Annotated in this window: 18 protein-coding genes, 1 tRNA gene and 1 pseudogene; 7 read left to right on the forward strand and 13 right to left on the reverse strand. The window is 67.1% G+C overall.

The features are described from left to right. The first annotated feature begins 83 nt into the window (after window positions 1-83). Window positions 84-470 carry a BlaI/MecI/CopY family transcriptional regulator gene (locus R2APBS1_RS17545; RefSeq protein ID WP_015448942.1) on the forward strand — a complete coding sequence of 129 codons (387 nt, stop codon included), beginning with the start codon at window positions 84-86 and terminating at the stop codon, window positions 468-470. Between the two features lies 1 nt (window position 471). Next, the gene (locus tag R2APBS1_RS19415; RefSeq protein WP_015448943.1) at window positions 472-2,391 is read left to right on the forward strand and encodes a M56 family metallopeptidase; all 1,920 of its coding nucleotides are present in this window, start codon (window positions 472-474) and stop codon (window positions 2,389-2,391) included. A gap of 242 nt (window positions 2,392-2,633) precedes the next feature. Here the strand turns inward: R2APBS1_RS19415 and R2APBS1_RS17555 are convergent, their stop codons facing one another. After that, window positions 2,634-4,970, reverse strand: coding sequence for a S9 family peptidase (locus tag R2APBS1_RS17555; protein ID WP_015448944.1), 2,337 nt, complete (start codon window positions 4,968-4,970; stop codon window positions 2,634-2,636). Window positions 4,971-5,185: 215 nt separating this feature from the next. Between R2APBS1_RS17555 and R2APBS1_RS17560 the strand changes: the two genes are divergently transcribed. Continuing rightward, complete coding sequence (locus R2APBS1_RS17560) at window positions 5,186-5,938, forward strand: glutathione S-transferase family protein (protein ID WP_015448945.1); 753 nt, start codon at window positions 5,186-5,188, stop codon at window positions 5,936-5,938. Between the two features lie 85 nt (window positions 5,939-6,023). Here the strand turns inward: R2APBS1_RS17560 and R2APBS1_RS17565 are convergent, their stop codons facing one another. Next, window positions 6,024-6,917 (reverse strand): LysR family transcriptional regulator, encoded by an 894-nt coding sequence (locus tag R2APBS1_RS17565; protein ID WP_015448946.1) that lies wholly within the window; start codon window positions 6,915-6,917, stop codon window positions 6,024-6,026. Between the two features lie 104 nt (window positions 6,918-7,021). Between R2APBS1_RS17565 and R2APBS1_RS17570 the strand changes: the two genes are divergently transcribed. From R2APBS1_RS17570 to R2APBS1_RS17580, 3 genes are all read left to right on the forward strand, one after another. Beyond that, window positions 7,022-8,014 carry an aldo/keto reductase gene (locus R2APBS1_RS17570; RefSeq protein WP_015448947.1) on the forward strand — a complete coding sequence of 331 codons (993 nt, stop codon included), beginning with the start codon at window positions 7,022-7,024 and terminating at the stop codon, window positions 8,012-8,014. A 149-nt stretch (window positions 8,015-8,163) separates the two neighbouring features. Continuing rightward, window positions 8,164-8,988 (forward strand): NADPH-dependent 7-cyano-7-deazaguanine reductase QueF, encoded by an 825-nt coding sequence (gene queF, locus R2APBS1_RS17575; RefSeq protein ID WP_007513627.1) that lies wholly within the window; start codon window positions 8,164-8,166, stop codon window positions 8,986-8,988. 147 nt (window positions 8,989-9,135) lie between these two features. Next, on the forward strand, window positions 9,136-9,720 hold the full coding sequence (locus R2APBS1_RS17580) for a hypothetical protein (protein ID WP_015448948.1): 585 nt from the start codon (window positions 9,136-9,138) through the stop codon (window positions 9,718-9,720). A gap of 86 nt (window positions 9,721-9,806) precedes the next feature. Here R2APBS1_RS17580 and R2APBS1_RS19830 read toward each other — a convergent pair. The 8 genes and pseudogenes from R2APBS1_RS19830 to R2APBS1_RS17615 all read right to left on the reverse strand — a co-directional run. Further along, window positions 9,807-9,971: pseudogene (locus R2APBS1_RS19830) on the reverse strand (glycerophosphodiester phosphodiesterase family protein); the annotation flags it as partial. A 62-nt stretch (window positions 9,972-10,033) separates the two neighbouring features. Next, window positions 10,034-13,270, reverse strand: a complete 3,237-nt coding sequence (locus R2APBS1_RS17585; protein WP_015448949.1) for a type I restriction endonuclease subunit R — start codon at window positions 13,268-13,270, stop codon at window positions 10,034-10,036. Between the two features lie 53 nt (window positions 13,271-13,323). After that, complete coding sequence (locus R2APBS1_RS17590) at window positions 13,324-13,623, reverse strand: HigA family addiction module antitoxin (RefSeq protein WP_007512782.1); 300 nt, start codon at window positions 13,621-13,623, stop codon at window positions 13,324-13,326. A gap of 9 nt (window positions 13,624-13,632) precedes the next feature. Further along, entirely contained in the window at window positions 13,633-13,914 is a 282-nt protein-coding gene (locus R2APBS1_RS17595; protein WP_007512781.1) for a type II toxin-antitoxin system RelE/ParE family toxin, read from the reverse strand. 79 nt (window positions 13,915-13,993) lie between these two features. Further along, complete coding sequence (locus R2APBS1_RS20585) at window positions 13,994-15,247, reverse strand: restriction endonuclease subunit S (RefSeq protein ID WP_015448950.1); 1,254 nt, start codon at window positions 15,245-15,247, stop codon at window positions 13,994-13,996. After that, the gene (locus tag R2APBS1_RS17605; protein ID WP_007512779.1) at window positions 15,244-17,217 is read right to left on the reverse strand and encodes a class I SAM-dependent DNA methyltransferase; all 1,974 of its coding nucleotides are present in this window, start codon (window positions 17,215-17,217) and stop codon (window positions 15,244-15,246) included. Before R2APBS1_RS17605 ends, R2APBS1_RS20585 begins: the two co-directional genes overlap by 4 nt. Window positions 17,218-17,594: 377 nt before the next feature. Further along, window positions 17,595-17,671, reverse strand: a tRNA-Arg gene (locus R2APBS1_RS17610). A 152-nt stretch (window positions 17,672-17,823) separates the two neighbouring features. Beyond that, window positions 17,824-19,722, reverse strand: a complete 1,899-nt coding sequence (locus R2APBS1_RS17615; protein WP_015448951.1) for a M61 family metallopeptidase — start codon at window positions 19,720-19,722, stop codon at window positions 17,824-17,826. A gap of 269 nt (window positions 19,723-19,991) precedes the next feature. On the opposite strand from R2APBS1_RS17615, the gene R2APBS1_RS17620 reads away from it, so the two are divergent. Next, window positions 19,992-21,062 carry a GGDEF domain-containing protein gene (locus R2APBS1_RS17620; RefSeq protein WP_015448952.1) on the forward strand — a complete coding sequence of 357 codons (1,071 nt, stop codon included), beginning with the start codon at window positions 19,992-19,994 and terminating at the stop codon, window positions 21,060-21,062. Between the two features lie 12 nt (window positions 21,063-21,074). Here the strand turns inward: R2APBS1_RS17620 and R2APBS1_RS17625 are convergent, their stop codons facing one another. From R2APBS1_RS17625 to R2APBS1_RS17635, 3 genes are all read right to left on the reverse strand, one after another. Further along, window positions 21,075-22,583 carry an amino acid permease gene (locus R2APBS1_RS17625; protein ID WP_015448953.1) on the reverse strand — a complete coding sequence of 503 codons (1,509 nt, stop codon included), beginning with the start codon at window positions 22,581-22,583 and terminating at the stop codon, window positions 21,075-21,077. Window positions 22,584-22,741: 158 nt separating this feature from the next. Beyond that, window positions 22,742-24,028, reverse strand: a complete 1,287-nt coding sequence (locus R2APBS1_RS17630) for a sterol desaturase family protein (RefSeq protein WP_015448954.1) — start codon at window positions 24,026-24,028, stop codon at window positions 22,742-22,744. Then, complete coding sequence (locus tag R2APBS1_RS17635) at window positions 24,025-24,780, reverse strand: lysoplasmalogenase (RefSeq protein WP_015448955.1); 756 nt, start codon at window positions 24,778-24,780, stop codon at window positions 24,025-24,027. Before R2APBS1_RS17635 ends, R2APBS1_RS17630 begins: the two co-directional genes overlap by 4 nt. Between the last annotated feature and the right edge of the window lie 30 nt (window positions 24,781-24,810).

The raw sequence follows: 24,810 nt of genomic DNA on the forward strand, positions 1-24,810 counted from the left end.
CGGCCAATGACCGACGGCCTATTGACTACAAGTGTAGGCAAGAAGTACCGTGACTACACCTGTAGTCAATAGGCGTCACGATCATGCGCAAGCCCACCATCGGCGACCAGGAACTGGCGCTGCTGCACCACATCGACGAATGCGGCACCGCCTCGGTCGGTGAGGTGGCCGCGAGCTTCGGCGAGCCGCGCGGGCTCGCCCGCTCCACCGTGTTGACCATGATGGAGCGCCTGCGCGGCAAGGGCTATCTCAAGCGCCGCCAGCTCAAGGGCATGTTCCGCTACAGCACCGCCACCGGCCCGGGCGAAGTGATGCGCAGCGCCGTGGGCAGCTTCGTCGAGAAGACGCTGAGCGGCTCGGTGTCGCCGTTCGTGGCCTGGCTGTCGGAGCGTGCCGAAGTTTCCGACAGCGAACTGGCCGAGCTCGAGGCGCTGGTGACCCAGCTGCAATCGCGGCGCAAGGAGTCGTGAGATGGACGCACTCAACCATTTTTCCGACACCCTGCTGACGCGACTGGTCTGGACGTCCATCCAGGCCGCGCTGCTGATCGGCGCCGTCTGCCTGGCCGGCCGTCTGTGGCCGCGCCTGTCGGCGGCGATGCGCTGCATGTTGTGGTGGCTGGTCGGCGCCCAGCTGCTGCTCGGCCTGCTGTGGCACGCGCCGCTGGAGCTTCCGCTGCTGTCGCCCGCACCGCTGGAAGCCCCCGCGCCGGTCACGCCGCCCGTGGCGTTCTTCGCCACGCCGGCGACCGCCGACGCCGCGCTGCCGTCGATCGCTTCGCCGGCCACACCGGCGCCGTCCTGGCGCACCGGCATCGCCCTGTGGTGGCTGGCCGCCGTGCTGTTGCAGGCGCTGATCGCGCTGCGGCAAGGGCGGCAGGCACGCCGCGTGCTGCGCGAATCGCAGGCCTTGCGCGATGCCTCACTGCAAGCGCTGTGTACGCGGCAGGCGCGGCAACTCGGCTTGCACCGCTGTCCACGGCTGCGCGTCTCGAACGCGATCGTCTCGCCGCAGGTGACCGGCCTGTGGCGACCCACCGTGCTGCTGCCGACCGGCCACGCGCTCAGCGCCGACGAAGCGGCGATGGCGATCGCGCACGAGCTGGCCCACCTGCGCCGCGGCGACCTGTGGCTGGCGTGGGTACCGGCGCTCGCGCAGTGCCTGTTCTGCTTCCACCCGCTGGTGCGCTGGGCCATGCGCGAATACGCACTCAACCGCGAATCGGCCTGCGATGCGCAGGTCCTGCGGCAGGACCACGCCGCGCCACAGGACTACGGCCGCCTGCTGCTGCGCCTGGGCGTGGCGCAACCGATGCACGCCGGCCTCGCCGGCGCTTCCCCGTCGTTCCACAATCTCAAGAGGCGACTGACCATGCTGCAACAAACCGTGAACCAGCCGTCGTCGCGCGCACGCGGCTGGCTGCTCGTCGCACTGATCGCCCTCGTCGGCGTGCTGCCCTATCGTGTGACGGCGGCCGGCGCGGACAACACCCCCCCCACGCCGGCTTCCGCGCAGGCAAGCCTGCTGCCGCTGCCGCCGCCAGCCCCATCTACCCCTCCGGCCTTGCCAACCCCGCCGCTGCCCGCTCCTCCAGCCTTGCCAACCCCGCCGCTGCCCGCTCCTCCAGCCTTGCCAACCCCGCCTCCGCCGGCTCCTCCAGCCACACTACCCCCACCGCCGCCGCTGCCACCCGCCCCGCCGCACGACATCAGTGGTCTGCGCGTCCACCACGCCAACGTCGCCATCCATACCGACGCCAGCGAAGGCTTCGCGCTGTTCGACGGCGATGCGGCCATCGTCAACGGCAGCGACGTCGACCTTGCCGCCGCGAAGCGCCTGCAGCGGGACGGCAAGTCCACGCTGTGGTTTCGCCGTGGCGACAAGGCCTGGCTGATCGACGACCCGGCCTACGTGCAGCGCGCCAAGGCCGCCTACGCGCCGGTCGACGCCCTGGCCAGGCAGCAAGGCGAACTGGGCGGCCAGCAAGGCGCGCTCGGCGGCAAACAGGGAGCCTTGGGCGCGCAGCAGGGCGCGCTGGGCGCCAGGCAGGGGCAGCTCGCCGGCCAGCGCGCCATGCTGGCCAGCCGGCAAGCCACGCTCGCCGCGCAATCCAGCCAGCATGAACGCTCCGCGGAAACGCAGGCGAACCGCGCCAAGCTGGAAGCCAGCGAGCAGGAACTCGATCAGCAGCAGGAAAAGCTCAGTCAGCAACAGTCGGCACTGGGCCGGCAGCAGGCCGAACTGGGCAAGCAGCAGGAAGCGCTTGGCGCGCAACAGGAAGCACTGGGCAAGCGCCAGCAACAGGCCACCAGCCAAGCCAGTCAGCAGATCCGCAAACTGCTCGACGAAGCGAGCGCCAAGGGCGTCGCCAAGCCGACGAGCCTGCGCTGACCGGAACCTCGGAGCCTCACCCTCTGACCTCCAGCAAGACCGAACGCATCGCCTTGCTCCCTCCCCTGCTCGCAGGGGAGGCCGGGGTGGGGTCGCTCTTCATCAAGCCCAGGATCAAGAGCGTCACCCCCTCCTGCCCTCCCCCTGCTGCGCAGGGGGAGGAACCGGACGTGTTGCTTCTACTTCCATCCCGCAAGCGAAGAGGAACACAGACAGCGGTATCTCACATAACTCACAACCACTCAGCGCCAGGGCCACGCCTTCAGCTGGTACTCGTGCGGCGGCGTATTGCCGGCCAGGTACTGCACGAAGTAGTCCCAGCGTCGGCGGGTGGCGTACGGGGTCGCCTCGGCGTAGCCGTGGTGGACGTTCGGGATCAGCAGCAGGTCGAAATCCTTGTTCGCCTTGATCAGCGCATCAGCTACCAGCAGGGTCTGGTAGGGCGGCACGTTGTCGTCCATCGTGCCGTGCACCAGCATCAACCGACCCTTCAGGTTCTTCGCGAAGCTCTGGTTGGCCTGGGCGTCGTAGTTGGTCTTGCCGTCCTTGTTGGTCACCAGCAGGCCCTGCCACTTCTCGGCCCAGTCGTCCTCGTAGTTGCGGTTGTCGTGGTTGCCGCTTTCGGCCCAGCCGACCTTGAAGAAGTCCGGGTAGTGGAACATCGCGGCCGCGGTGGCGTTGCCGCCGCCGGAGTGGCCCCAGATGCCCACGCGGTCGAGGTCGATCCATGGATACTGCTTGCCGAGTTCCTTCAGGCCGGCCACCTGGTCGGGCAGGGTGTTGTCCTCGACGTGCTCGAAGTAGGCGTCGTGGAACGCCTTGGAGCGCCACGGCGTGCCCATGCCGTCGATCGCCACCACGATGAAGCCCAGCTCGGCCATCGCCTGGTGGTCGGCGCGCGCGGCAGAGAAGCTGCGCCCGCGCACCGAACCGGTCTGCGGGCCCGGGTAGATGTAGTCGATGATCGGGTATTTCTTCGAGGGATCGAAGTGGGTCGGCTTGAACATCATGCCGTACAGGTCGGTCTTGCCGTCGCGCCCCTTCACCGTGAACGGGATCGGCGGCACCCAGCCGGCGGCCTTCAGGCGCGCGATGTCCGCGGTGGCCACGCTCGCCACCTTGCGGCCATCATCGGAAGCGCGCAGCACGATGACCGGCGGCGTGGTCGGGGTGGAATACGCATCGACGAAGGCCCTGCCGTCCGGCGACAGCGTGACGGTGTGGTCGGCCGCTTCCGGCGTCAGCAGCACCGGCTTGCCGCCGTCCAGGCTGACCTTGAAGAACTGCTGGTAGTAGGGATTCACGCCCGCCGTGCGCCCGACGCCGCGGAACCACACGGTGCGCGTCTTCGGATCGACCTTCAGCAGCTCGGTGACGTTGCCCTCGCCCTTGGTGATCGCGCGCTTGAGCTTGCCGCTGGTGAGGTCGTACAGATACAGGTTGCCCCAGTTGTTGCGCTCGCTGAACCAGATCGCCTCGTTGGTCTCCGGCAGGTAGCGCCAGTTGACCGCGCCGTTGCCGCTCTCGTAGTACGTCGGCACCACTTCCTCGAACACCGTGCGCACCTTGCCGGTGTTCGCGTCGGCGATGCGGAACCATTCGTGCCTGTGGTCGCGCGAGGTGGAGACGAAGGCCAGGGTCTTGCCGTCGGCCGCCCACTTCACGTCGTCCCAGCCGCCGTCGGGGCCGCAGCTGACGTCGTCGCACAGGGTGGAGCGATGCTGGTCCGGCGGCATCTGCAGGCGCAGCACCTTCTTCGCTGCCACGTCGACGATCACGCGCTCGATCATCGTCACGTCCTTGTCGCCGACCAGCGGGTACTTCCACTGCTCCAGCTTCGGATGGCCGAGGTTGGTGCTGACCAGGTACATCTCGCCGGTCTTGCGCTGGTCCTGCTGGAAGGTGGCGATCCGCTTCGAATCCGGCGACCACTCCACGATCGCGTTGTCGGTGTGCTTCCAGCCGGCGTTGTCGGTGGCGTAGCCGAAATTCTCCACCCCATCGGTGGTGAGCTGGGTCTCCTTGCCGCTGGCGACGTCGCGCAGCCACAGGTTCCAGTCGCGGATGAACGCCTCGCTCTGCTTGTCCGGCGACAGCGCGCCCGGCTCCTTGCCGGTCTTCACCAGCGCGGTACGGTCGACGCAGCTCGCCTCGACGGCGGCGAGGTCGCACACGTAGTGCTTGCCACGCACGGCGATATCGACCCGCCCGTCCGGCCTCGCCTCGTAGCCAGTCACCGGCAATTTCTTCGCATCGACCGGCTTGCCGCCGGCCTTGCCCAGCGCCACGGCCAGTTTCGCCTGGTCGAACAGCGGCGCGGTCTTGCCACTGGCCGCGTCCATCCGCACGAAATGATCGCCGGCGGCGTCATGGTCGACGTACCAGAAGTGACCGTCGTCCAGCCATTCGACCTTCGGCACCGCGTGGTCGACCAGCGGCACGGTGTTGTAGCTCATGAAGCGCTCCGCCCGCGCGTAGTCGTCGGCGCTCAGCGTGCGCGCCTGCGCCGCGACACCGGCCGACAAGGCGCCCATGACCAGCGCGCCGAGCACGCGCGAACTGCCGGTTTTCGAACTCATGCTGCGTTCCCCTTGCGGAAGCGGATCTGTGCGGTTGCCGACCCTGGCGCGGACTCCCTCGACTGACCGATGCTAGCGCGGGCATGACCAATGGCACCCATGCCATTGGTCCCGATCCGGCCCCATGCGCCAGCGCATGGGCGACCGTCCCCTGCGCTTGACGCGCAGGCATCGGCCGTCGCACGCTGCGCCAAGCGTGTCCCCGGAGCCGCGTCATGTCGCAGCGCCTCAGAGTCATCGGCAATTACATTTCGCCCTACGTGCGCAAGGTGCTGGTGTGCCTGGAGCTGAAGGGGCTGGAATACGAGGTCGACCCGATCGCGCCGTTCGTCGGCAACGACGAATTCACCCGGCTCAGCCCGCTGCGCCGCATCCCGGTGCTGATCGACGGCGGACTGGAGCTCAGCGACTCCTCGGTGATCTGCCAGTACCTGGAGGATCGGCAGCCCTCGCCCTCGCTCTACCCGCGCGACATCGCCGACCGCGCCCGCGCGCGCTGGCTGGAGGAATACGCCGACACGCGGCTGGCCGACGGGTTGATCTGGCGGCTGTTCCACCAGCTGGCGATCAAGCGCCACGTCTTCGGCGAAGCGCCCAATGAGGCGGTGGTGCAGCATGCCCGCGAGGTGGAAATCCCCGCCGCGCTCGACTACCTGGAGCGGCAGCTGCCGGATGACGGCTTCGTGTTCGGCGCGCTGTCGATCGCCGATATCGGCATCGCCAGTTTCTTCCGCACCGCCTCGTTCGTGCGCTACACGATCGACGCCGAACGCTGGCCGCTGGCCGCCGCACTGGTGGCGCAAGTGCAGGCGCTGCCGGTGTTCCAGAAACTGGCCGGCTTCGAGGATTGCATGCTGCGCCTGCCGCTGGCCGAGCAGCGCGGCGCCCTGCTCACCGCCGGTGCCCCGCTGACCAGCGACACGCTCGGCACCAGCGCGCCGCGCCCCGGCCCGCCGCGCGCCTCGTAAGGCCACGCCACCTGCCGTGGACGCGCACCCTGTGCGCGATGGTTTCCGGTCATGTGACGATGAGCATCACGCACAGGGCGCGCTCCTACGCCGTCGTCAACTCCACCAGCCAGTCGACGAACACGCGCAGCCGCGCCGGCATCTGCCGCTGCTGCGGGTACAGGATGGTCATCGGCAACGACGGTGGCGGGTGCGCCGGCAGGATCTCGCGCAGCCGGCCGTTCTTCAGCGCATCGACGATGCGGTAACGCGGCATCTGCGCGATGCCCAGGCCGGCCTCGCAACAGCCGAGATAGGCATCCACGCCGCTGACGCTGACGCAGCCCGGCAGCGCGATCTCGCGCCGCTTGCGGCCGACCATGAACTCCAGGGGCTCCGCGCGGCGCGTGGTGGGCGACACCCAGTTCACTGCCAGGTGGCCGTCCCGCAGCGCGGCCAGCGCATCGGGCAGGCCATGCCGGCGCACGTAGGCGGCGCTGGCCACGGTCACCTGCTCCAGCATCGCCACGCGACGCCCGACCATGCCCGAATCGCCCAGCTCGCCGACGCGCAGCACGCAATCCACGCCCTCGCGTACCAGGTCGACGAAGCGGTCGCCGGTGCCGATGTCCAGCTGGATCTGCGGGAAGCGCGCGAAGAAATCGCGCAGCGCCGGGATCACCAGCAGGCGTGCCAGCGACACCGGCAGGTCGACGCGCAGGCGGCCCTTCGGCTGCACCCGCGCCTCGCGGAAATCCGTCTCGACCTCGTCCACGTCGGCCAGCAGGCGCAGGCAATGGCCGTAATAGGTCTCGCCGTCACGGGTGGCGCGCACGCGGCGGGTGGTCCGCTGCAGCAGCTGCGCGCCCAGCCGCGCCTCCAGCCGCTTGATCGCGTGGGTGACGGTGGCGCGCGGCAGGTTCAGGTCGTCCGCCGCGGCAGTGAAACTGCCCAGCTCGACGATCCGCGTGTACAGCCGCATGGCTTCGAGCCGGTCCATTGCGATTGTTGTCCCGGTTTGAATGGTCATGGCCATTATTGAGCATTTATCCGGCGATCGTCATGGCGCACCATGCGTCCACCCCATCTACCGGAGCGACTCGCATGCAGACCCGCACCCTCGGCAGCCACGGCCCCCGCGTCTCCGCCCTCGGCCTTGGCTGCATGGGCATGAGCGCGTTCTACGGCGCGCACGACGACGCCGAATCCATCGCCACCATCCACCACGCGCTGGAGCGCGGCCTCACCCTGCTCGACACCGCCGACATGTACGGCCCGCACACCAACGAGGTGCTGCTGGGCAAGGCGCTCAAGGGGCGGCGCGAGCAGGCTTTCGTGGCCACCAAGTTCGGCATCGTGCTCGACCCGAACGACCCGGCCGCGCGTGGCATCAACGGCCGCCCGGCCTACGTGCACGCCGCCTGCGACGCGAGCCTGAAGCGCCTCGGCATCGATACCATCGACCTGTACTACCAGCATCGCGTCGATCCGGGCGTGCCGATCGAGGAAACCGTCGGTGCGATGGCCGAACTGATTGCCGCCGGCAAGGTGCGCTACCTGGGCCTGAGCGAGGCCTCCGGCGCCACGCTGGAGCGCGCCTGCACGGTGCACCCGATCGCCGCGTTGCAAAGCGAGTTCTCGCTGTGGACGCGCGACCCGCAAACGAACGGCATGCTCGCCGCCTGCCGCAAGCTCGGCGTCAGCCTGGTCGCCTATTCGCCGCTGGGCCGCGGCTTCCTCACCGGTGCGATCCGCTCGCCGGACGATTTCGACGCCGACGACTACCGCCGCGGCAGCCCGCGCTTCATCGGCGACAACTTCGCCCGCAACCTGCAGCTGGTCGAACAGGTGAAGACGCTCGCCGCCGACAAGGGCTGTTCGCCCGCGCAGCTGGCGCTGGCCTGGGTGCTGGCGCAGGGCGACGACGTGCTGGCGATCCCCGGCACGCGCCGGCGCAGCCGGCTGGACGAGAACCTGGGCGCGCTCGACGTGCGGCTCGGCGCCGCCGAGTTGAAAGCGATCGACGCCGTGTTCCCGCCGGATGCGGCCAGCGGCAGCCGCTATGTCGAAGCGGGAATGCGGATGGTCAATGCGTAAGGCCGGGAATGGGGAATAGCGAACCGACAGAGCCGGGGCCCGCTCGCGGGTGATGCTCTTGCTTCTGCGGGTCCCAAATCCCGAATCCCCGCTCCAAAGGCATCGCCCGCGAGCGGGCTCCAGCAGGGGCGGCGGGGTAAACTTGGAGGATGAGCACCCCCGAACATTCCCCGCTCGGCAAGGACACCGTCTACGCCGACCGCTACGAGCCGCGCCTGCTGTTCCCGATCCCGCGCGCGGACAAGCGCGCCGAGCTCGGCATCGCCGAGTCGCTGCCGTTCCACGGCGTGGACATCTGGAACGCCTACGAATTGTCGTGGCTCGACCCGCGCGGCAAACCGCAGGTGGCGCTGGCCGAGTTCCGCGTGCCGGCGGCGTCGCCGCACATCATCGAATCGAAGTCGTTCAAGCTGTACTTGAACGGCTTCGCGCAGGAGCGCCTCGCCGATGCCGCCACGCTGGCCGCCACCCTGATGCGCGACCTGTCCGCGGCGGCCGGCGCGGTGGTCGGCGTACAGTTGCGCGAGGCGCGCACCGACGCGCTGCCGGTGGTCGATCTGGACGGCCATCTGCTCGACACGCAGGACATCGCGATCGACCACTACGGCCCACCGCAGGCCGATTTCCTGCAGGCCGACACCACCGCGGCGCCGGTGGCGGAGACCGTGCTCTCGCACCTGCTGCGCTCGAACTGCCCGGTCACCGGCCAGCCCGACTGGGGCAGCGTGCAGATCGCCTACCGCGGCGCGCCGATCGACCACGCCGGGCTGCTGCGCTACCTGGTCTCGTTCCGCACCCACAACGAATTCCACGAGCAGTGCGTGGAACGCATCTTCGTCGACCTGATGCAGCGCTGCGCGCCGCGGCAGCTCAGCGTGCATGCGCGCTACACCCGCCGCGGCGGGCTGGACATCAACCCGTTCCGCAGCAGCACGCCGGCCACGCCCGGCAATCTGCGCACGGTGCGCCAGTAGCGACCGAGGCGCGTGTCGGCACCGCGTGAAATCCGGCGCCGGCGGTTCCCTCCGGTAATCGCCGCTTCAGATCGACGGCGCTAGCCTCGGCAGCCTGAGTCCAGGCCATGGAACGGCATCTGCCACGTCATCGACACCGGAGTTCCCATGACACGATCCATGCATTCCCTCGCGCTGTACGGCGCCGTGCTGGGCAGCCTGCTGTGGCTCGGCGGCTGCGGCAAGCACGAGTCGGCGCCGCCGGCACCGGCATCGGCCAGCACCGCGCCGGCGGCCGCCGCCTCCGCACCGGCCGGCAGCGCCACGCGGCCGCCTGCCGGCGCCGCCTCGGCCGCTGCGGCCCGCGCAGCAAGCGTCGCCCCGGCGATCGCGCCGGTCACCGCGCCCGCTCCGCTCAGCGTGGCCAAGCTGACCCTGGGCAGCGCGGTGAACGCCGACCATCAGGTAATCCGCGCCAGCAACAGCTTCGCCACCAGCGACAAGATCCTCTACGCCAGCGTCGCCACCGAGGGCAGCAGCGGCGGCGCCACGCTCAACGCGAAGTGGAGCTACCTGGAAGGCCAGGGCCAGTTGGTCAGCAGCATCAGCCAGTCGATCGCCACCGACGGCCCGGCCATCACCACGTTCAAGGTGCAGAACCCCGACCTGTGGCCGGAAGGCAGGTACAAGGTCGAGATCTCGCTCGACGGCAAGCCGGTGGCGCAGCAGGATTTCGCGATCAAGAAGAGCTGACCTCGCCCGATCCGGCATGCACGAAGAGGCGCCTGCAAGGCGCCTCTTCGCGGTTCAGTGCCCGTCCAGCGCCTTGCGCCCGATCGCCGGATCGTCGCCAGGTCCGGCTCGACGAAGTCGGCGCCGTCGGCGATCGCCTTCGCATACGAAGCCAGCGTGTGCTCCGGGCGCAGCGCGCTGGCACCGCGATGGCCGATCACCAGCACCCTGGCGGCAAGCGGTCTCTCGGCTGAAGAGGTGGCAACGGGCATGGAAATTCCGACCTGTGATAGCGACGCTCAGCAACTGGGGCGATTGTCGTCCATGGAGCGTTCTACGCCGCCCACTTCTGACCCCGGCTGGCGTATTCCATCATCACCTCGAAGACCCGGTCGCATTTCTGCTTGAACAATGCGCGGTCGTAACTGGATGGCAAGTCGGCATCCAGCACGGTCACCACTGCGTTGCGCACCGCCTCCTGGGTCTGACGATCCTTGAACCAATCCTGCACCAGCACCTTCGGGCTTTCCTCCAGAAGGCGGTGCAGCAGGTGGCGCGCGGCCAGCTTCACTTTCTGCGTTTCGTCCTTGCTGAGCCCGTCCTGCAGCAGCAGGTCGTACAGCTCCAGCTCGTCCTCGGTAAGCCCCTCGCGAAGATGTCGCTCGTCCTCGGCCTTCAGGTCGCGGGTGAATTTCAGCAACTCCTCGAAATACTGCTCATTCGACGAGCCGCCTGCGTTGTAGCTGTCGATGATCTGCTGCAGGCGCTGCGCGAAATCGGCGCGCGTGGCATTGGCCTGCAGCATCTGCTCCAGCTTGCGGGCGATGAAGGCGCGCAGGTCGGCGATCTCGATGTTCTTGTATTCAGTGGCGGTGAACTCGGCGCGCAACTTGTCGAAGTCGATCCGGCTGAGGTCCCAGACCCGGCCCTTCTGCACGATCTGGTAGACCGGGCTGGCGCGATCGGCCTGCCAGCTTCCCGACTGGCGATCCACCACCACGCTCTGATCCAGCAACTCGCCGACGCGCCGGGCCACGTCATCGATGTCGGCCTCGCCGATGGCGCTGTCGATCACCCCGCGAAGATACTGGAACACCGCCACCTGGCGCGTCACCGGCCGGCCCAGGATCTCCGGCTTGCTCGCCTCGTACAGCGCGCTGATGCTGTTCTCGTAGACGTTGAACGACCTGCGCCATTCGTCGTTCCCGAGCAGCGTGTCGGCGAAGCGGCCGAACTCGCCCACCTTCTCGAACACGTTCGCCTGCGCCAGCACGTTGTCCAGCTCGACGCCGCGTTCCGCGCAGAACGTCCGGCCCTGGGCAATCGCCTCGTCCAGCAACACGAACAGCTCATCCTTGGGCTGGACCGGCGGCCGCTCCTCGTCGCTGTCGCCCTGCGCGTAGTCTCTCAGCGCCCGCTTCATGTTGCGGAACACGTTGTAGTAATCGACGATCTCGCCGTTGCGCTTGGGCACGCCGCTGATCAGCCAGCTGGTCACGCGGTTCGCGCGTGCGATGGTCTGCATCAGGGTGTGATCCTTCATCGGCTTGTCCAGGTACAACGTGGACACCGTGGGCGCGTCGAAACCGGTCAGCCACATCGCGCAGACGAACACGAGCTGCAACGAATCGCCGGGATCCTTGAAGTTGTATTCAATGTCATGGCCGTTCGCGTCCAGCCGGCTCATGCGCGATCGATGCAGTTTGATGTCCAGCTTCTGCTTCGCGAACTTCTCCTCCTCGCCGGCCTCCTCGCTGACGATCACCGCCATTTCCACGCCGCGCATATATTCCAGCCGCTTCTTCAGCCGCGCCTTTTCCAGCTCGTCGACCGAGCCGGCGATGCGCCCGACCAGCGCCTTGACCTCGTCCTTCCACAGCGCCTGCACCTTGTCGTGCATGCGCAGGGCGGTGAATTTGTCGAGCGAGATCACCATCGCCTTGCCGAGATAGCCGCGACGCGGAAAGTGGCTGACGATGTCGCGCGCAATCGCCTCAAGCCGGTCGTCGCGCTTGATCACCTCCACTTCCCTGGCGAAGCGCTGCTCCAGCTTGGCCTGCTGCGCTTCGTCGAGGTTCTCGTCCTCCAGGATCTCGTAGAACTCCTCGCTCAGATCCTCGTTCTGGATCAGCACCTCGGGCACGCGCTTGCAGTAAAACAGCGGCACCGTGGCACCGTCGTCCATCGACTGCTGGAAGTTGTACTCGGACACGTAGCCGCCGAACCAGGTCGCGGTCTTGCGCTCGCGCCCCAGCAGCGGCGTGCCGGTAAACGCCAGGTAGTTCGCGTTGGGCAGGCCGGCGCGCATGTTCTCGGCCAGGCTGGCGTACTGGGTACGGTGCGCCTCGTCGATGATCACCACGATGTCGGCACGGTCCGACAGCAGCGGATACGCCGCGCCGGCGGCATAACGGAACTTCTGGATCAGGGTGAACACCAGCCGCTTGTTCTGGCCGAGGAACTGGCGCATCTCCGCACTGTTCTTCGGCTGCGCCGCCGCGGCCTGGCTGACCGTCTCGGTGTTGAGGAAGTTGCGGTAGATCTGCCCGTCCAGGTCCTCGCGATCGGTCACCACCACGAAGGTGAAGTTGCCGGGCGTGCGCCGGAAGATCTTGCGCACGTAGAAGATCATCGAGAAGCTCTTGCCCGAACCCTGGGTGTGCCAGAACACGCCGAGCTTGCCGTCCAGCTCGGCGCGCCGGTCGAACCGCTCCAGCGCACGGTTGACGCCGATGAACTGGTGGTTCTGCGCAATGATCTTCTGCGTCTGCTTGTGGAACAGGATGAAGTTCTCGACGTAGTCCAGCAGCCGTGCCGGCACGAACAAGCCGTCGATCACCCGCTCCAGGCTGGTGCCGTCCGCGCGGATCTGCTCGCGGTCGATCTTCTCCTTCTCGTCATCCGGACGCAGCCAGGTGAAGAAATGCTCCCACTCGGCGGTCAGGCTGCCCACGCGGGTGTCCAGCGCGTTGCTGAGCACGCAGAACGCGTTGCACAGGAACAACTGCGGAATCTCGTGGCGGTAGGTGGTGAGGTTGTCGGTATAGGCGCTCTTCAGCGCGACGTTGGAATTCTTCAGCTCGATGAATACCAGCGGCAGGCCGTTGACGTACAGCAACACGTCCGGCCGGCGGTAGCCGCCACGCTCGCCCTTGATCCACAGCTGCGACACCGCCAGGAAGTCGTTGCGCGCCGTGTCGCGGAAGTCGATCACCCGCAGCCGCTCGTACTGGCGGCGCCCCTGCGCATCGTCGAACTCCACCGCGATACCGTGGCACAGCAGGTCGTAGACCTCGCGGTTGGCCATCACTGCGGTCATCGCCGGTCGCCGGTCGCACAGCCGCTCCAGCGCCTCATCGAGGACGGACCCCGGCAACGCCGGATTCAGCCGCCGCGCCGCCGCACGCAAGCGATCGAGCAGGATCACCTCGCGCTTGTCGGCGCGGCCCGAGCCATCCGCCGGCTGATCCCGTTCGGCGGTGTGGCAATTCAGCACCGACCAGCCCGACGACGCGGTCAACCGGCCCAGCAAAGCCTGCTCGATCTGGTCTTCCGTTATCGGGTTCGGCATCGGCAAGCTTTCCTTGCAGCAGCTGTCAGTTGACGATAATGCGCTTGCGTCAACTAGGCGGCTGCCTGATAGGGCGTGATTTTCCTCAGTGCGCCGCCGATGCTGTCCTGCGCGCACTCGATGTCGTAGCGCTGCTGCAGGTTCAGCCAGCTCTGCGCGTCATTGCCGAAATAGCGCGCCAGCCGCAGCGCGGTATCGGCGCTGATGCCGCGCCGCTCGCGCACGATCTCGTTGATACGTGCAGGCGTGACTTCGAGGGCGCGGGCCAGCGCGTTGGACGACAGCTCCAGCGGCAGCATGTATTCCTCGCGCAGGATCTCGCCGGGGTGGATGGGTGGCAGTTTGCGGGGCATGGCAAATCCTCAGTGATAATCGACGATCTCGACCAGGCCCGGGCCGTCGGCGGTCCACACGAAGCACAGCCGGAACTGGTCATTCACACGAATGCTGTGCTGACCCTTGCGATCGCCGGCCAAGGCTTCCAGTCGATTGCCGGGCGGCACCCGCAGATAGTCCAGTTGGGTCGCCGCATTCAACAGCTCCAGCTTGCGCCGCGCCGCCGCCTCGATCACCAGAAAGCGCCGCACCCGGCGTCGCTCGAACAGCGCCTGCGTATCCTTGCAGCGGAACGACTGGATGGTCATGGCTTATAGTGTATCGGAAAGCGATATGGCGCAAGCGCCGATGACTCGCGATATCCCATGGCGCGCTGCGCGCCAGCGGTCAACCCGCCTGCATGCTGGGCGGAAACTGGATATCGAGCTCGTCCACGCGCAGTTTGCCGGAGATCAGGCGGGGGAGGAGGAGGTCGCGGGTTTTGACGAGCTGTTCACTCATCCTTAGTAGAACTTCAATTTGGTCGAAGATCGGCGCAGCCATGTGCAAATATCGCTCAATCAAGGACTTCTGCGGCACCAAAACCTGAAACTTTTTGATGGTGTCCTGGCTTAGGTTCTGCTGTGCAGCGCCATGCGCAAAAGTGACCATTTGAGCAAGCGCATACTTTGCGAGAAAGTACGTAAAGCTTGGATAGAGGTAATCCTTCTTGGGCAAGAGAGCACAGCATGCTTGATTGGTTGCGGCATCAATAGCCAAGAGACTCACATCGGGCATTGCGCAATACATTGCCATGACCACAGTTTGCCTTGGAAATACCTTCGCGGAGGACGAGTCCATCCCTTGCTCTGTGATGGTTTCTGCAGTGCTCAGAACAAAGAGTTGCTTCAGCTCGCCAGTCTTAAGCCAGTTGATACGACCGCCGTAATTCCCAGATGAGGCGCGAGACGGTGTGCCGCCCGATGCCGTCCTATAAAGCTCGCCGAGCTTAGTGACGGTCCAGCCAAATGGAACACCCTTCTCGAACTTCGCTTGCTGATAGCCGGGAAAGCGGAAGCGGACGAACCATTCGCGGTAAAGCTGCTCGGCCATCCGCTCCAGCAAGGCAATCCGCCGCCGGCTGTTCTCGATCAAGTCATCGTAGGCCGATAGCACCGCTGCGATCTTTTTCTGCACAGCGCAGTCGGGAATTCGGAAGCGGAAGCTCAGCAATTTCTCGACGCTGAGATTGTCTTGCGTCGTTCCCTGCGAGATCGCCCGGATTCTCTGCTTGTACGTGTCCAGGCAGTATTTGACGTACTTCGCGTCGGATTTTTTGGGATCGGCTGTAAACCCGATGATGCTGTCCGGAAAGCATGCCGGCATAGCCAGAATGGCCGTATCAGCGATGTTTGCCGCAATCGTGATACACAATGTGCCCGGTGGCCAAAGCTTGCTCTGGGCTAGCCCTTTCTCGTTGTACGTCTGGTCGAACTCGCGCAAATAGAAAGGCGCGGCTTTCACGTCACCAGTCTGGACAAAAGGGTATGCCCCGCCGTAAAGCTGCGGGTCGTTTCGGGGTCGATGCCTCGATTTCCCACGTGCGACTGATCCAACTTCGATCAGTTGCTTGAACTCATTTTTGCGCAACACCGAACTCACGCCATATCCACGATGGATTTGAGGTTGCTGCTGATGAGATCTTCCAACGTGCGGGCATCCTCATTCAACTTTGCAAACTCTTCGTTCATTGCCAGCAGCTCAGCGACAAACTCCTCTTCAGTCTTTCCATCCTCCTCGATCACCACGCCCGCATAGCGCCCGGGGTTGAGCGAATATTCCTGCTCGGCCACCTCGGCCGGCGTCGCCAGCTTGCACAGACCGGTGACGTCTTCGTATTCGGCATTCGGAAAACGCTCCTGTAGCCAGCGCACATGGCCGAACCAGTACTCGGCACGGCGCACTTCCGCGTGCAGCGCATCTAACGCGACCTTGAGTGCGCGGATGTCGCGGCCCGTGCCTCCGCGCCGACCTTCGGCCTGGGCAGCATCGGCCAGCTTCTTCTCGTGCGCCCGCACGCGCTTGTCGAGCTGCTTCAAGTCAGCATGCAGCGCGACGAAAAACGGATCGCAGTGCTCGCGCAACCCGAGTTGCGCGCGGTTGCTGGCTTCGGTGGAGGTGCTGGCCTCGGCCTTCGCCCGGTACTTGGCGTAACGCGCCTGCAGCGGCTTCAGCGCGGCCCATTCGGCCTGCATCGCCGCCACCGCCTGCTGGCCTTCGGCATCATCCAACACCGCCAGCAGCTGTTCGGCCAGCGGCGCGATCTGCGCATGGCTTTCGGCCAGTGCGGCGAAGCCGGCGGCGAAGTAGTCGTCCACCGCCTCGATGAACTCGTGCCGGTCGCCGAGATGCAGCTGGCTGATCAGCGCCAGGTTGCGTACCTGCTCGTCGCTGAACTCGCGGTGCGCGCGGTCGACCTGGGTGAACACATTGCGCGCATCGATGAACAGGATGTGGTCGTCGGCCTTGGCCTTGTCGAAGAACCACAGCGTGGCCGGCAGGGTGACGGTGTAGAACATGTTGGATGGCAGGGTCAGCATGCCGTAGATCAGGTTGGCCTCGATCAGCGCCTTGCGGATGTCCGCCTCGGAGTGGCGCGCGTCGCTGGCCGAGTTGGCCATCACCAGCGCGGCGCGGCCCTGTTCGTTGAGCGAGGTGGCGAACAGGTTGATCCACAGGTAGTTGCCGTTGGGCACGGTCTGCTTGCCCTCGTCCGCCTTCTTCACCTTGGTCTTGTTGCGCGGGATGCCGTAGGTGTTGAAGCGGCGGTCGCCCTCCACGCTGCCCAGCGACACGTCGTCGACATTGAACGGCGGATTGGCCAGCACGTAGTCGAACGCACCGAAGCTGTCGTGCGGATCTTCGTAGTAGGTGTTGGCCTGCTTGATCTCGCCGCGCAGGCCGTTGACCGCCAGGTTCATCTTGGCCAGCTTGACCGTTTCGAGCGTCTTCTCCTGGCCGTAGACGTAGATGTCCGCACCGCCCTCGGCCTTGTCGCGACGCTGCTGCTCGATGAAATGCGCGGACTGCACGAACATGCCGCCGGAGCCGCAGGCGGGGTCGTAGACGGTGCCGCCATGCGGCTGGATGATGCCGACCATCAGCCGCACCACCGAGCGCGGGGTGAAGAACTCGCCGCCACCCTGCCCTTCGGACATGGCGAACTCGCCGAGGAAGTATTCGTAGATCTGGCCGAACATGTCGCCATCGGCGTCGGCCGGGATGTCGGCGAAGTTTTTCAGCAGCTGGCGCGGGATGCCGCGGTTCTGCTCGGAGCGGGTGAGGCGAAAGTATTCGTCCTGCGGCAGCACGCCAGCCAGCTCGGGTTTGTACTGCTCGATCGCCTGCATCGCCAGCTTGATCGCCCGGGCGATGTCCTGGTCGTCCGGCAGGTTGAGCAGGTAGTCGTAGCGGGCGTGCTCGGGCAGGTAGAAGCCGCATTGCTCGATGGCGATGGCCGCCAGCTCGCGTTCGGCACGCTTGCCCTTGTGCTTGCCGTATTCGGCGAGGATCGCCGCTTCATGCTTGTGGTAATTGTTGTCGGCGAACTTCAGGAAAATCAGCCCGAGCACCGGCGTGGATTACTCGCTGGCCTTCAGGTCAGAGTTGGCACGCAGGCTGTCGGCCGAACGCCACAGGTCGGCTTCGAGTTTTTTGAGCTGCTCTTTGGTCATCGTCGATTCTTGGGCTGGGTGATGCGCCTGGGCGCTTGCGCCACGGGCATGGTCAAGGCGGCTCCATTCTCGACGCGAGAGGCACGTGGTGGAAACCGCCCGATGCCACCCATTCTCCGCGATCACGGAAGAACTGTCGCTTGTCGGCCATCTACGGTGGATCGGACGACATGGCCTTGCACGCCGCGCACGCGTATCCCGCATGCCCCTGATGAAGCCCGCGACGAATATCCACTGATTCGGAGGATGCACCTCCGGCGAGGAAGTGGCGAAAATGGTGCGCCCGGCGGGATTCGAACCCACGACCCCTGCCTTCGGAGGGCAGTACTCTATCCAGCTGAGCTACGGGCGCATTTAGGGCCGCGCGGAGCTGTGGCCGGAGGCCGGCACCGCGGGGTACGCAGTATAGCCGAGTTGCCGCCGCGGAGTGGACGGACCGCCGCCGGCGGCGGAAACGCGAGCGGCCCTCCCGAACGGTGCCGGGAGGGCCGCTGCAGGCTTGCCTCAGCGTGCCTTGAGCAGCGCGGTCAGCGTGTCGGGCTTGCTGGTGTCGCGTACCAGGTGCGGGTATTTCAGGCCGTCGTGGTAGTCGATGCGGATGGTCTTGTACTCGTCGAAGTTCTTCACCAGCAGCTCGACTGGCTGGCTCTTGTCCTTCGCCGAGGCGGTCACCGCCTCCTTGAGCGCGTCGGCGTCATAGTCGCGACCATTGACGGCGATCACCGTCATGCCCGGCGACAGGCCGGCCTTGAACGCGGGGCCGTCCCACAGCACGTCGCCGATGCTGCCGCCCTTGCCGATGGAGACGCCCAGCGAATAGGTGAGGTCGGCGATGTGCCGGCGCGCCTCGATCGCCTTTACCGCCTCGGACGGCTTGTCGGTGTAGACCAGCCTCCAGCCGTGCGACTCGATGCCGCCGATCAGCGGGCCGTGACCATCGAGGCGCGTGCGCAGGTACTTCGCCCAGTCGTACGGCGCGATGTCGTTGAGCGTCTTGACCACGTCCTCGAAGGTGTAGGTGTTGACGTCCCACTTGCCGTTCTCCATGCCGAAGAACGCCTTGCCGAAATCATCGAGGGTCTTCTTGCCGCCGCTCAGCGCACGCAACTGGCCGTCGACGTCGAGCCAGATCATCTGGCCGGCCGAGTAATAGTCCTCGCTGGCCTGGTAGTTGCGGTACGGCAACGGGCGACGCTGCGCGATGATCGGGTCGTTGGTGGTGTCCTGCACATTGCGGAAGCTGGCCAGGCCGGGACGGCCCCTGTCGTAGGTGGCCGCGGTGAAGGCCCACATGTCGTGCGCCTGCTCGGTGTCCCACAGGCCCGAACGCGCGGCCATCACCTGGCCCCAGAACTGGGTCTGCCCTTCGTAGACCCACAGCAGCGTGTCGCTCATCGGCACGTTGAAGTTCGGCGTGGCGAGATCCGCGCCGCGGCGATACTTGCCGTCCCAGGAATGGTTGAACTCGTGCGAGAACAGGTCGCGGGCCAGCGCATTCTTCTTCCACTCGGTGAAGAAGTCGGCCGAGGTGCCGTCCTCGCTGGAGCGGTGATGCTCCAGGCCATTGCCGCTCATCTTGTCGCTGAGCGAGACGAGGAAGTCGTAGTGGTCGTAGTGGTGCGCGCCGTACATCTTGTACATCTGCTGGACCAGGTTGCGGAACGGCTTGATCTGCTCCGGCTTGATCTCCAGGTACTTCGGGTCATCGGCCACGATGCTCATGTGCACCGGCACCTTGGCGCCCGGATCCAGATCGATGCGCTTGAAGTACTTGCCGGCATAGATCGGCGAATCGACCAGGTCGTCGTAATTGATCGGCTTGAAGTTCAGCGTGTCGCCGTCCTTCGAGGCCACCTCCAGCGCGGTGCCGGCCTGCCAGCCGGCGGGCAGCTTCACGCTGGCTTCGGTGTTGATCCCGCGGGCGAAGTAGCCGGCCGGATACATCGTCACCGAGTTCCACTGCAGGTTGAGCATCTCCGGCGTCATCACCACGCGGCCCTGGCGCTGGTCCTGCGACGAGAGGAACTGGAACTCGACCTCCACGCCAGTGGCGCCCTGCGGCACGTCGACATGGAACGCGTAGACGTTCAGCGGGTCGCGCGTCCACGGCAGCACCTGGCCGTTCGCCTTCACCACCAGTCCGGCCATCTTGTCGATCGTGCCGTTCGGCGCATGGTTGCCCGGCAGCCACTGCGGATACAGCAGGGTCAGCGGACCGGCCTGCGCCGGGATCACCTGGTGCACGCGGAAGATGCGGTGGGCCAGGTCGGTGGCGTCCACCTTGATCTTCAAGGTGCCCTGGTACGGCACATCCTGCGGCGCCGGGACATCGGCAAGCGCGGCGAAACTGGCCAGGCCGAAAGCGGCGGCGGCGAGGGCGGTGGCGAGGCGGGTGGCTTTCAATGCGTTCTCCGGGTGGGCAAGGGGAAGCCTGCGGGGCGGACTGATCCGCGGCGAGGGCCGCCCGGGCAGGCCCGGGAATCCATGCCGCAGGAGTTGCCGCGGCAGGCAACCGAAGCGCCGATGCTAGACCGGCCATGCCGGACTTCACCCCTGCCGAAGGTCACGAGCATGGCTCGCGCATGAACCCGTTCCAGCCGATGGCCCGGATCTGGCATCCATCTTGCTCGGCTTGGGTCGAGCCTCCCGGCTCTCCACCCGAAAGAACCCGCATGCACGCCTTGTTCAAGCATCTCCGGCAAGCCGACGACACGGAGCAACGCCGCGAGTACAGCCATTATCTGGCGCAGCAGATGGGGCCGATGATCCACGCCCTGATGCTGGTGGGTGCGCTGGCCTATCTGGTGGCGGTCACCGCCAGCACCCTGGTGCGCCACTCGTCGTTGCCGCTGTGGCTGCGCCTCGCGCCGCTGGCGCCGCTGCTGCTGGTGGCCGCGTCGACCCGGCACGTGCGGCAGCCGCGCCTGCTCAGCGCGCTGACCCTGCTGTGCGTCCTGCTGCTGGAGATCGGCATCAACCTCAACGGCATGGACGACATGCACCGGCAGTCCGTGGTGTTGCCCGGGCTGCTGCTGCCGGTGGCGTCGTCGGTGGTCTGGCTGGGCCGCTGGGATTTCGTCGCCGCCATGCTGCTGTGCGCGCTGGGGCCGCTGCCGATGCTGCTGTTCGGCAGCGCCGACAGCGCGCAGGTCTTCCAGTACCTGGTCTACATGGCGATCGCGATCGCGCTGTCGACGGTGCTGCGCGCGTTCATGGCGCGTACCCTGTTCGAGCAGTTCCGGCTGGAACGCCAGCTGCGCGAGCAGGCCAATACCGACGGCCTCACCGGCCTGCTGGTGCGCAACCGCTTCCTGGAGCTGGCGCAACTCGCGCTGGGCGACATCCATCGCCGGCAGCAGCCGGCGTGCGTGCTTTACCTGGACGCCGACCACTTCAAGCCGCTCAACGACGACTACGGCCACGCCGCGGGGGATGCGGCGCTGATCGCGCTGGCCACGACGATGCGCCGGCAGATGCGCCAGGGCGACCTGATCGGCCGCATCGGCGGCGAGGAGTTCGCGATGTTGCTGCCCGGCCTCGACCTGCAGCAGGCCGGCGCACGCGCCGAGCAACTGCGTGAGTCGATGCACGAGATCCGGCGCCCGGACGGCCCGTTGACCGTGAGCATCGGCGTGGCCGCATGCGGCCACGCCGACGAAGCCATCGAAACCCTGCTGGCCCGCGCCGACCAGGCGATGCGCCAGGCCAAGCGCGACGGCCGCGACCGGGTCGTCAGCGCCTGACGACGGCCGGGTTCAGCCTCCGGCCGCCGCCAGCTTGCTGCGGCGGATGCCGTAGACGAAGTAGATCACGCAGCCCAGCGCCATCCAGACGATGAAGCGCTCGTAGGTGATCCACGGCAGGCCGTAGATCAGCGCGACGGAGAACACGATGCCGAGCGGCGCGGTGAACCACACCGCCGGGGTCCTGAAGTTGCGCTGCAGGTCCGGCCGACGCACGCGCAGCAGCATGATCGAGGCGCAGATGATGATGAAGGCGCTGAGCGTGCCGATGTTGACCAGTTCGGCCACCTCGCCGATCGGCAGCAGGCCGGCGACCAGCGCGGTGAACACGCCGAGAATCAGGGTCGGCCGCGCCGGCGTGCCGAAGCGAGGACTCACTTTCGCGAACCAGCCCGGCAGCAGGCCGTCGCGGGCCAGCGCGAACCAGATCCGCGCCGCGCCCAGCATGAAGGCGAACAGCACGCTGGTGACGCCGATCACCGCGGCAGCCGCAATGGTGATGCTGAGCCAGTGCAGGCCGATCGACTCGAACGCATCGGACACCGAGGCTTCGCCGCCCAGCGTGCTGTAGTGGGCGATGCCGGTGAGCACCAGCGACACCGCGATGTACAGCACCATCGCGATCGCCAGCGACAGCAGCACCGCGCGCGGCAGGTCGCGCTGCGGGTTCCTCGACTCCTCCGCCGCGGTGGTCAGCGTGTCGTAGCCGAACACCGCGAAGAACACCACGCTGGCGCCGGTCAGCACGCCCTGCCAGCCGAAGTGGCCGATGCCGGTGGCGGCGTCGACCACGCGCGCCGGGATGTACGGGTGCCAGTTCGCCGTGTCGATGTAGAACACGCCGACCAGCACCACCAGCAACACGCCGATCACCTTGATCGCCACCACCAGCGTGTTGAAGCGCGCGCCCCACTCGGTGCGCACGGTCAGCAGCACGGCGACCGCCAGCGACACCGCCGCGGCGATCACGTTGAAGCGGTGGCCGTCGCCGGGCCCGGCGATCGGGTGGCTGCCGTGCAGGCCGAACAGCTGCTGCAGGTAGTACTCCATGGTCTGCGCGCTCATGCTCTGCTGCGCCCACTCCGGCAGGTGCACGCCGGCCGAGGCCAGCAGCACCTGCACGTAGCCGGACCAGCCGATCGCCACCACTGCGACCACCAGCGCGTATTCCAGCAAGAGGTCCCAGCCGATGATCCAGGCGGCGAACTCGCCGAGCACCGCATAGCCGTAGGTATAGGCGCTGCCGGTGACCGGGATCAGCCCGGCGAACTCGGCGTAGCACAGCGCGGCGCAGGCGCTGCCGAAGCCGGCGATGAGGAAGCTGATCGCCACCGCGGGGCCGGCGTTCATCGCCGCCTGCTGGCCGGCCAGCACGAAGATGCCCACGCCGATGATGCCGCCGATGCCGATCGCGGTGAGCTGCCACAGGCCCAGCACGCGGCGGAAATCGCCACGCGTGCCGGCTTCCGCCTGCAACTGCTCGACCGTCTTGTGGCGCACCAGCTTGCTGAAGAATCCCATCGCCCGCCCCCGAGTTGGCAAACGGCGATCATAGCGAATGCGCATGCGGGCACACAGCGCGGTGCAGCACGGTCGTCGCCGAAGGTTCGCGCAAACCCGTAGGGCGGGCGCGGCCCGCCGCTTCTGCCAAAGCCGACAGCCGGCGGGCGGTGCCCGCCCTACCGCAATGAAGCGGTTGCAGATTCAGAGGGAACGGCGGCCACGCCCGCGCGGGCCGATGACGGGCGCAGCCACGGCAGTGCGGCCGCACTCAGTCCGAACACCAGCGCGATCGCCAGCGCGATATGGCCGTCCAGATGCGGCACACCGAACCAGCGTCCGCTGGCCAGCGGCACCGCGGCGGTGGCGATCACGCGCAGGCCTTCCGCCCACCACGCCCAGCGGCGGCCATCCATCAGTGCGCCGAGCACGCACAGACCAAACACCTGCCAGGCCGCGTAGAACAGCAGTTCCGGCAGGGCGGCGTGGCCGGCCAGGCCGAGGAACTGGGTGACCATGCCCAGCAACAGGGCGAATTGCAGCAGCACGTAGAGCTTCAGCGACCGCGGCAACGGCGGGTCGTAGCGCTCGGTGGGCAGCGCGAACGCCGGCTTCGGGAAGCGCGCCGCCACGTCGGCGGGACGCCAGCCCGGCGGCTTGAACCACACCAGGAATTTGTCGCGCCAGCGCCGCGCATGCCACGCATCCTGCGCGGTCCGCCAGTACACCTCGGCGTTCGCCCACAGCGGATTCCAGCTGCGCAGCGGCGCGCGCGTGCCGTACACCGGCGGGTCGGCGTCGTCTTCCTCCACGAAGCTGCCGAACAGGCGGTCCCACACGATCAGGATGCCGCCGTAGTTGCGGTCGAGGTAGCGGTCGTTCACCGCGTGGTGGGCGCGGTGGTTGGACGGCGAGCAGAACACGCGGTCGAACCAGCCGAGCCGGCCGATCTGCTCGGTGTGCACCCAGAACTGGTACAGGAGGTCGATCAACGCCACCACCACGAACACCTCGACCGGCACGCCGAGGATCGCCAGCGGCAGGTAGAAGATCCAGCCCAGCAGCGCGCCGCTGCCGGTCTGGCGCAGCGCGGTGGAGAGGTTGTAGCGCTCGCTCTGGTGGTGCACCACGTGGGCCGCCCACAGGAGGTTCGTCTCGTGGCCCTTGCGGTGCAGCCAGTAGTAGCAGAAGTCGTAGCCCAGCAAGGCGCCGGCCCACACCAGCAGGTTGTCCGCCGGCAGCCTGAACAGCGCCAGGTGCTCGGCACACCAGGCATAGATGCCGATGGTCAGCAGCTTGCTGAACACCGCCACCAGCTGCGAGATCACGCCGAGGCCGATGCTGTTGATCGCGTCGTTGCTGGCGTAGGCGTCGCGCCCGCGCAGCCTGGCCACCAGCAGCTCGATGCCGATCAACAGGAAGAACACCGGCGTGGCCCAGGTGATGATGAGTTCCTGCGTGTTCATGCCGCCTCGTTTTCGGCGGTGACGCCCTGCACCGAGCAGGCGATCCACCACATGGCCAGATAATACGCCGCCAGCACCCACAGGCTGGCCCACGGCAGCGGGCCGCGGAAGCGGTCCCACGCCAGCACGCTGTCGCTGAGCATGAATACCAGCGCGCCGCGCGCGGCCAGCCGGGCCGGGGCGTCGCCCCGCCGCGTCCACGCCCGCGCCACCGCCTGCCCGCCCATGGTGGCCAGCACCGTCACGTAGACGATCACTGGCACGCGCAGCGGCGCGCCGATGGCGCCCCACAGCAGGGCGAGATTCGCCGCGCCGTAGGCGAGACAGGCCGCCAGCGGCCACGCCGGCGCCGCCAAGCGGCTGTCGCCGAGGAAGGCCGCGATGAAGCAGGCATGCGCCAGCAGGAAGGCCAGCAGCCCCGGCACGAACAGGTCGCCCGGCAGCATCAGCAACACGTCGCCGAGCAGCGAAGCGGCGATGCCGGCCAGCACCCGTCGCCGGTAGCGCGGCGACACCGCCGGCCGCACGCGCCAGGCCAGCGCGAAGACCAGCCCGGTGGCCAGCGGCTTGGCGAGCCAGTGCAGCCACAGCCAGCCATGGCCGGCATGACCTGCCGCCAGCAGCGCGCCAGCGATGGCCGCGACCGCCGCGACTGCGGTGGCGAAGCCGAGCCGGCGCACGCCGGCGGAAAGCGTAGGGCGGGAAACCAGCGCGACCATGCAGGGCACCGTGGACGATACCCGGCCGATCATAGCCGGGCGCCGCCATCGCGTTGGATGGCG

Source organism: Rhodanobacter denitrificans, assembly GCF_000230695.2.
GTDB lineage: Bacteria > Pseudomonadota > Gammaproteobacteria > Xanthomonadales > Rhodanobacteraceae > Rhodanobacter > Rhodanobacter denitrificans.

What these genes read in the sequence shown, in the direction of transcription:
- R2APBS1_RS17545 (WP_015448942.1), top strand. Translation starts at nt 84, where the DNA reads ATGCGCAAGCCCACCATCGGCGACCAGGAACTGGCGCTGCTGCACCAC.
- R2APBS1_RS19415 (WP_015448943.1), top strand. Translation starts at nt 472, where the DNA reads ATGGACGCACTCAACCATTTTTCCGACACCCTGCTGACGCGACTGGTC.
- R2APBS1_RS17555 (WP_015448944.1), bottom strand. Translation starts at nt 4,970, where the DNA reads ATGAGTTCGAAAACCGGCAGTTCGCGCGTGCTCGGCGCGCTGGTCATG.
- R2APBS1_RS17560 (WP_015448945.1), top strand. Translation starts at nt 5,186, where the DNA reads ATGTCGCAGCGCCTCAGAGTCATCGGCAATTACATTTCGCCCTACGTG.
- R2APBS1_RS17565 (WP_015448946.1), bottom strand. Translation starts at nt 6,917, where the DNA reads ATGGACCGGCTCGAAGCCATGCGGCTGTACACGCGGATCGTCGAGCTG.
- R2APBS1_RS17570 (WP_015448947.1), top strand. Translation starts at nt 7,022, where the DNA reads ATGCAGACCCGCACCCTCGGCAGCCACGGCCCCCGCGTCTCCGCCCTC.
- queF (WP_007513627.1), top strand. Translation starts at nt 8,164, where the DNA reads ATGAGCACCCCCGAACATTCCCCGCTCGGCAAGGACACCGTCTACGCC.
- R2APBS1_RS17580 (WP_015448948.1), top strand. Translation starts at nt 9,136, where the DNA reads ATGACACGATCCATGCATTCCCTCGCGCTGTACGGCGCCGTGCTGGGC.
- R2APBS1_RS17585 (WP_015448949.1), bottom strand. Translation starts at nt 13,270, where the DNA reads ATGCCGAACCCGATAACGGAAGACCAGATCGAGCAGGCTTTGCTGGGC.
- R2APBS1_RS17590 (WP_007512782.1), bottom strand. Translation starts at nt 13,623, where the DNA reads ATGCCCCGCAAACTGCCACCCATCCACCCCGGCGAGATCCTGCGCGAG.
- R2APBS1_RS17595 (WP_007512781.1), bottom strand. Translation starts at nt 13,914, where the DNA reads ATGACCATCCAGTCGTTCCGCTGCAAGGATACGCAGGCGCTGTTCGAG.
- R2APBS1_RS17620 (WP_015448952.1), top strand. Translation starts at nt 19,992, where the DNA reads ATGCACGCCTTGTTCAAGCATCTCCGGCAAGCCGACGACACGGAGCAA.
- R2APBS1_RS17625 (WP_015448953.1), bottom strand. Translation starts at nt 22,583, where the DNA reads ATGGGATTCTTCAGCAAGCTGGTGCGCCACAAGACGGTCGAGCAGTTG.
- R2APBS1_RS17630 (WP_015448954.1), bottom strand. Translation starts at nt 24,028, where the DNA reads ATGAACACGCAGGAACTCATCATCACCTGGGCCACGCCGGTGTTCTTC.
- R2APBS1_RS17635 (WP_015448955.1), bottom strand. Translation starts at nt 24,780, where the DNA reads ATGATCGGCCGGGTATCGTCCACGGTGCCCTGCATGGTCGCGCTGGTT.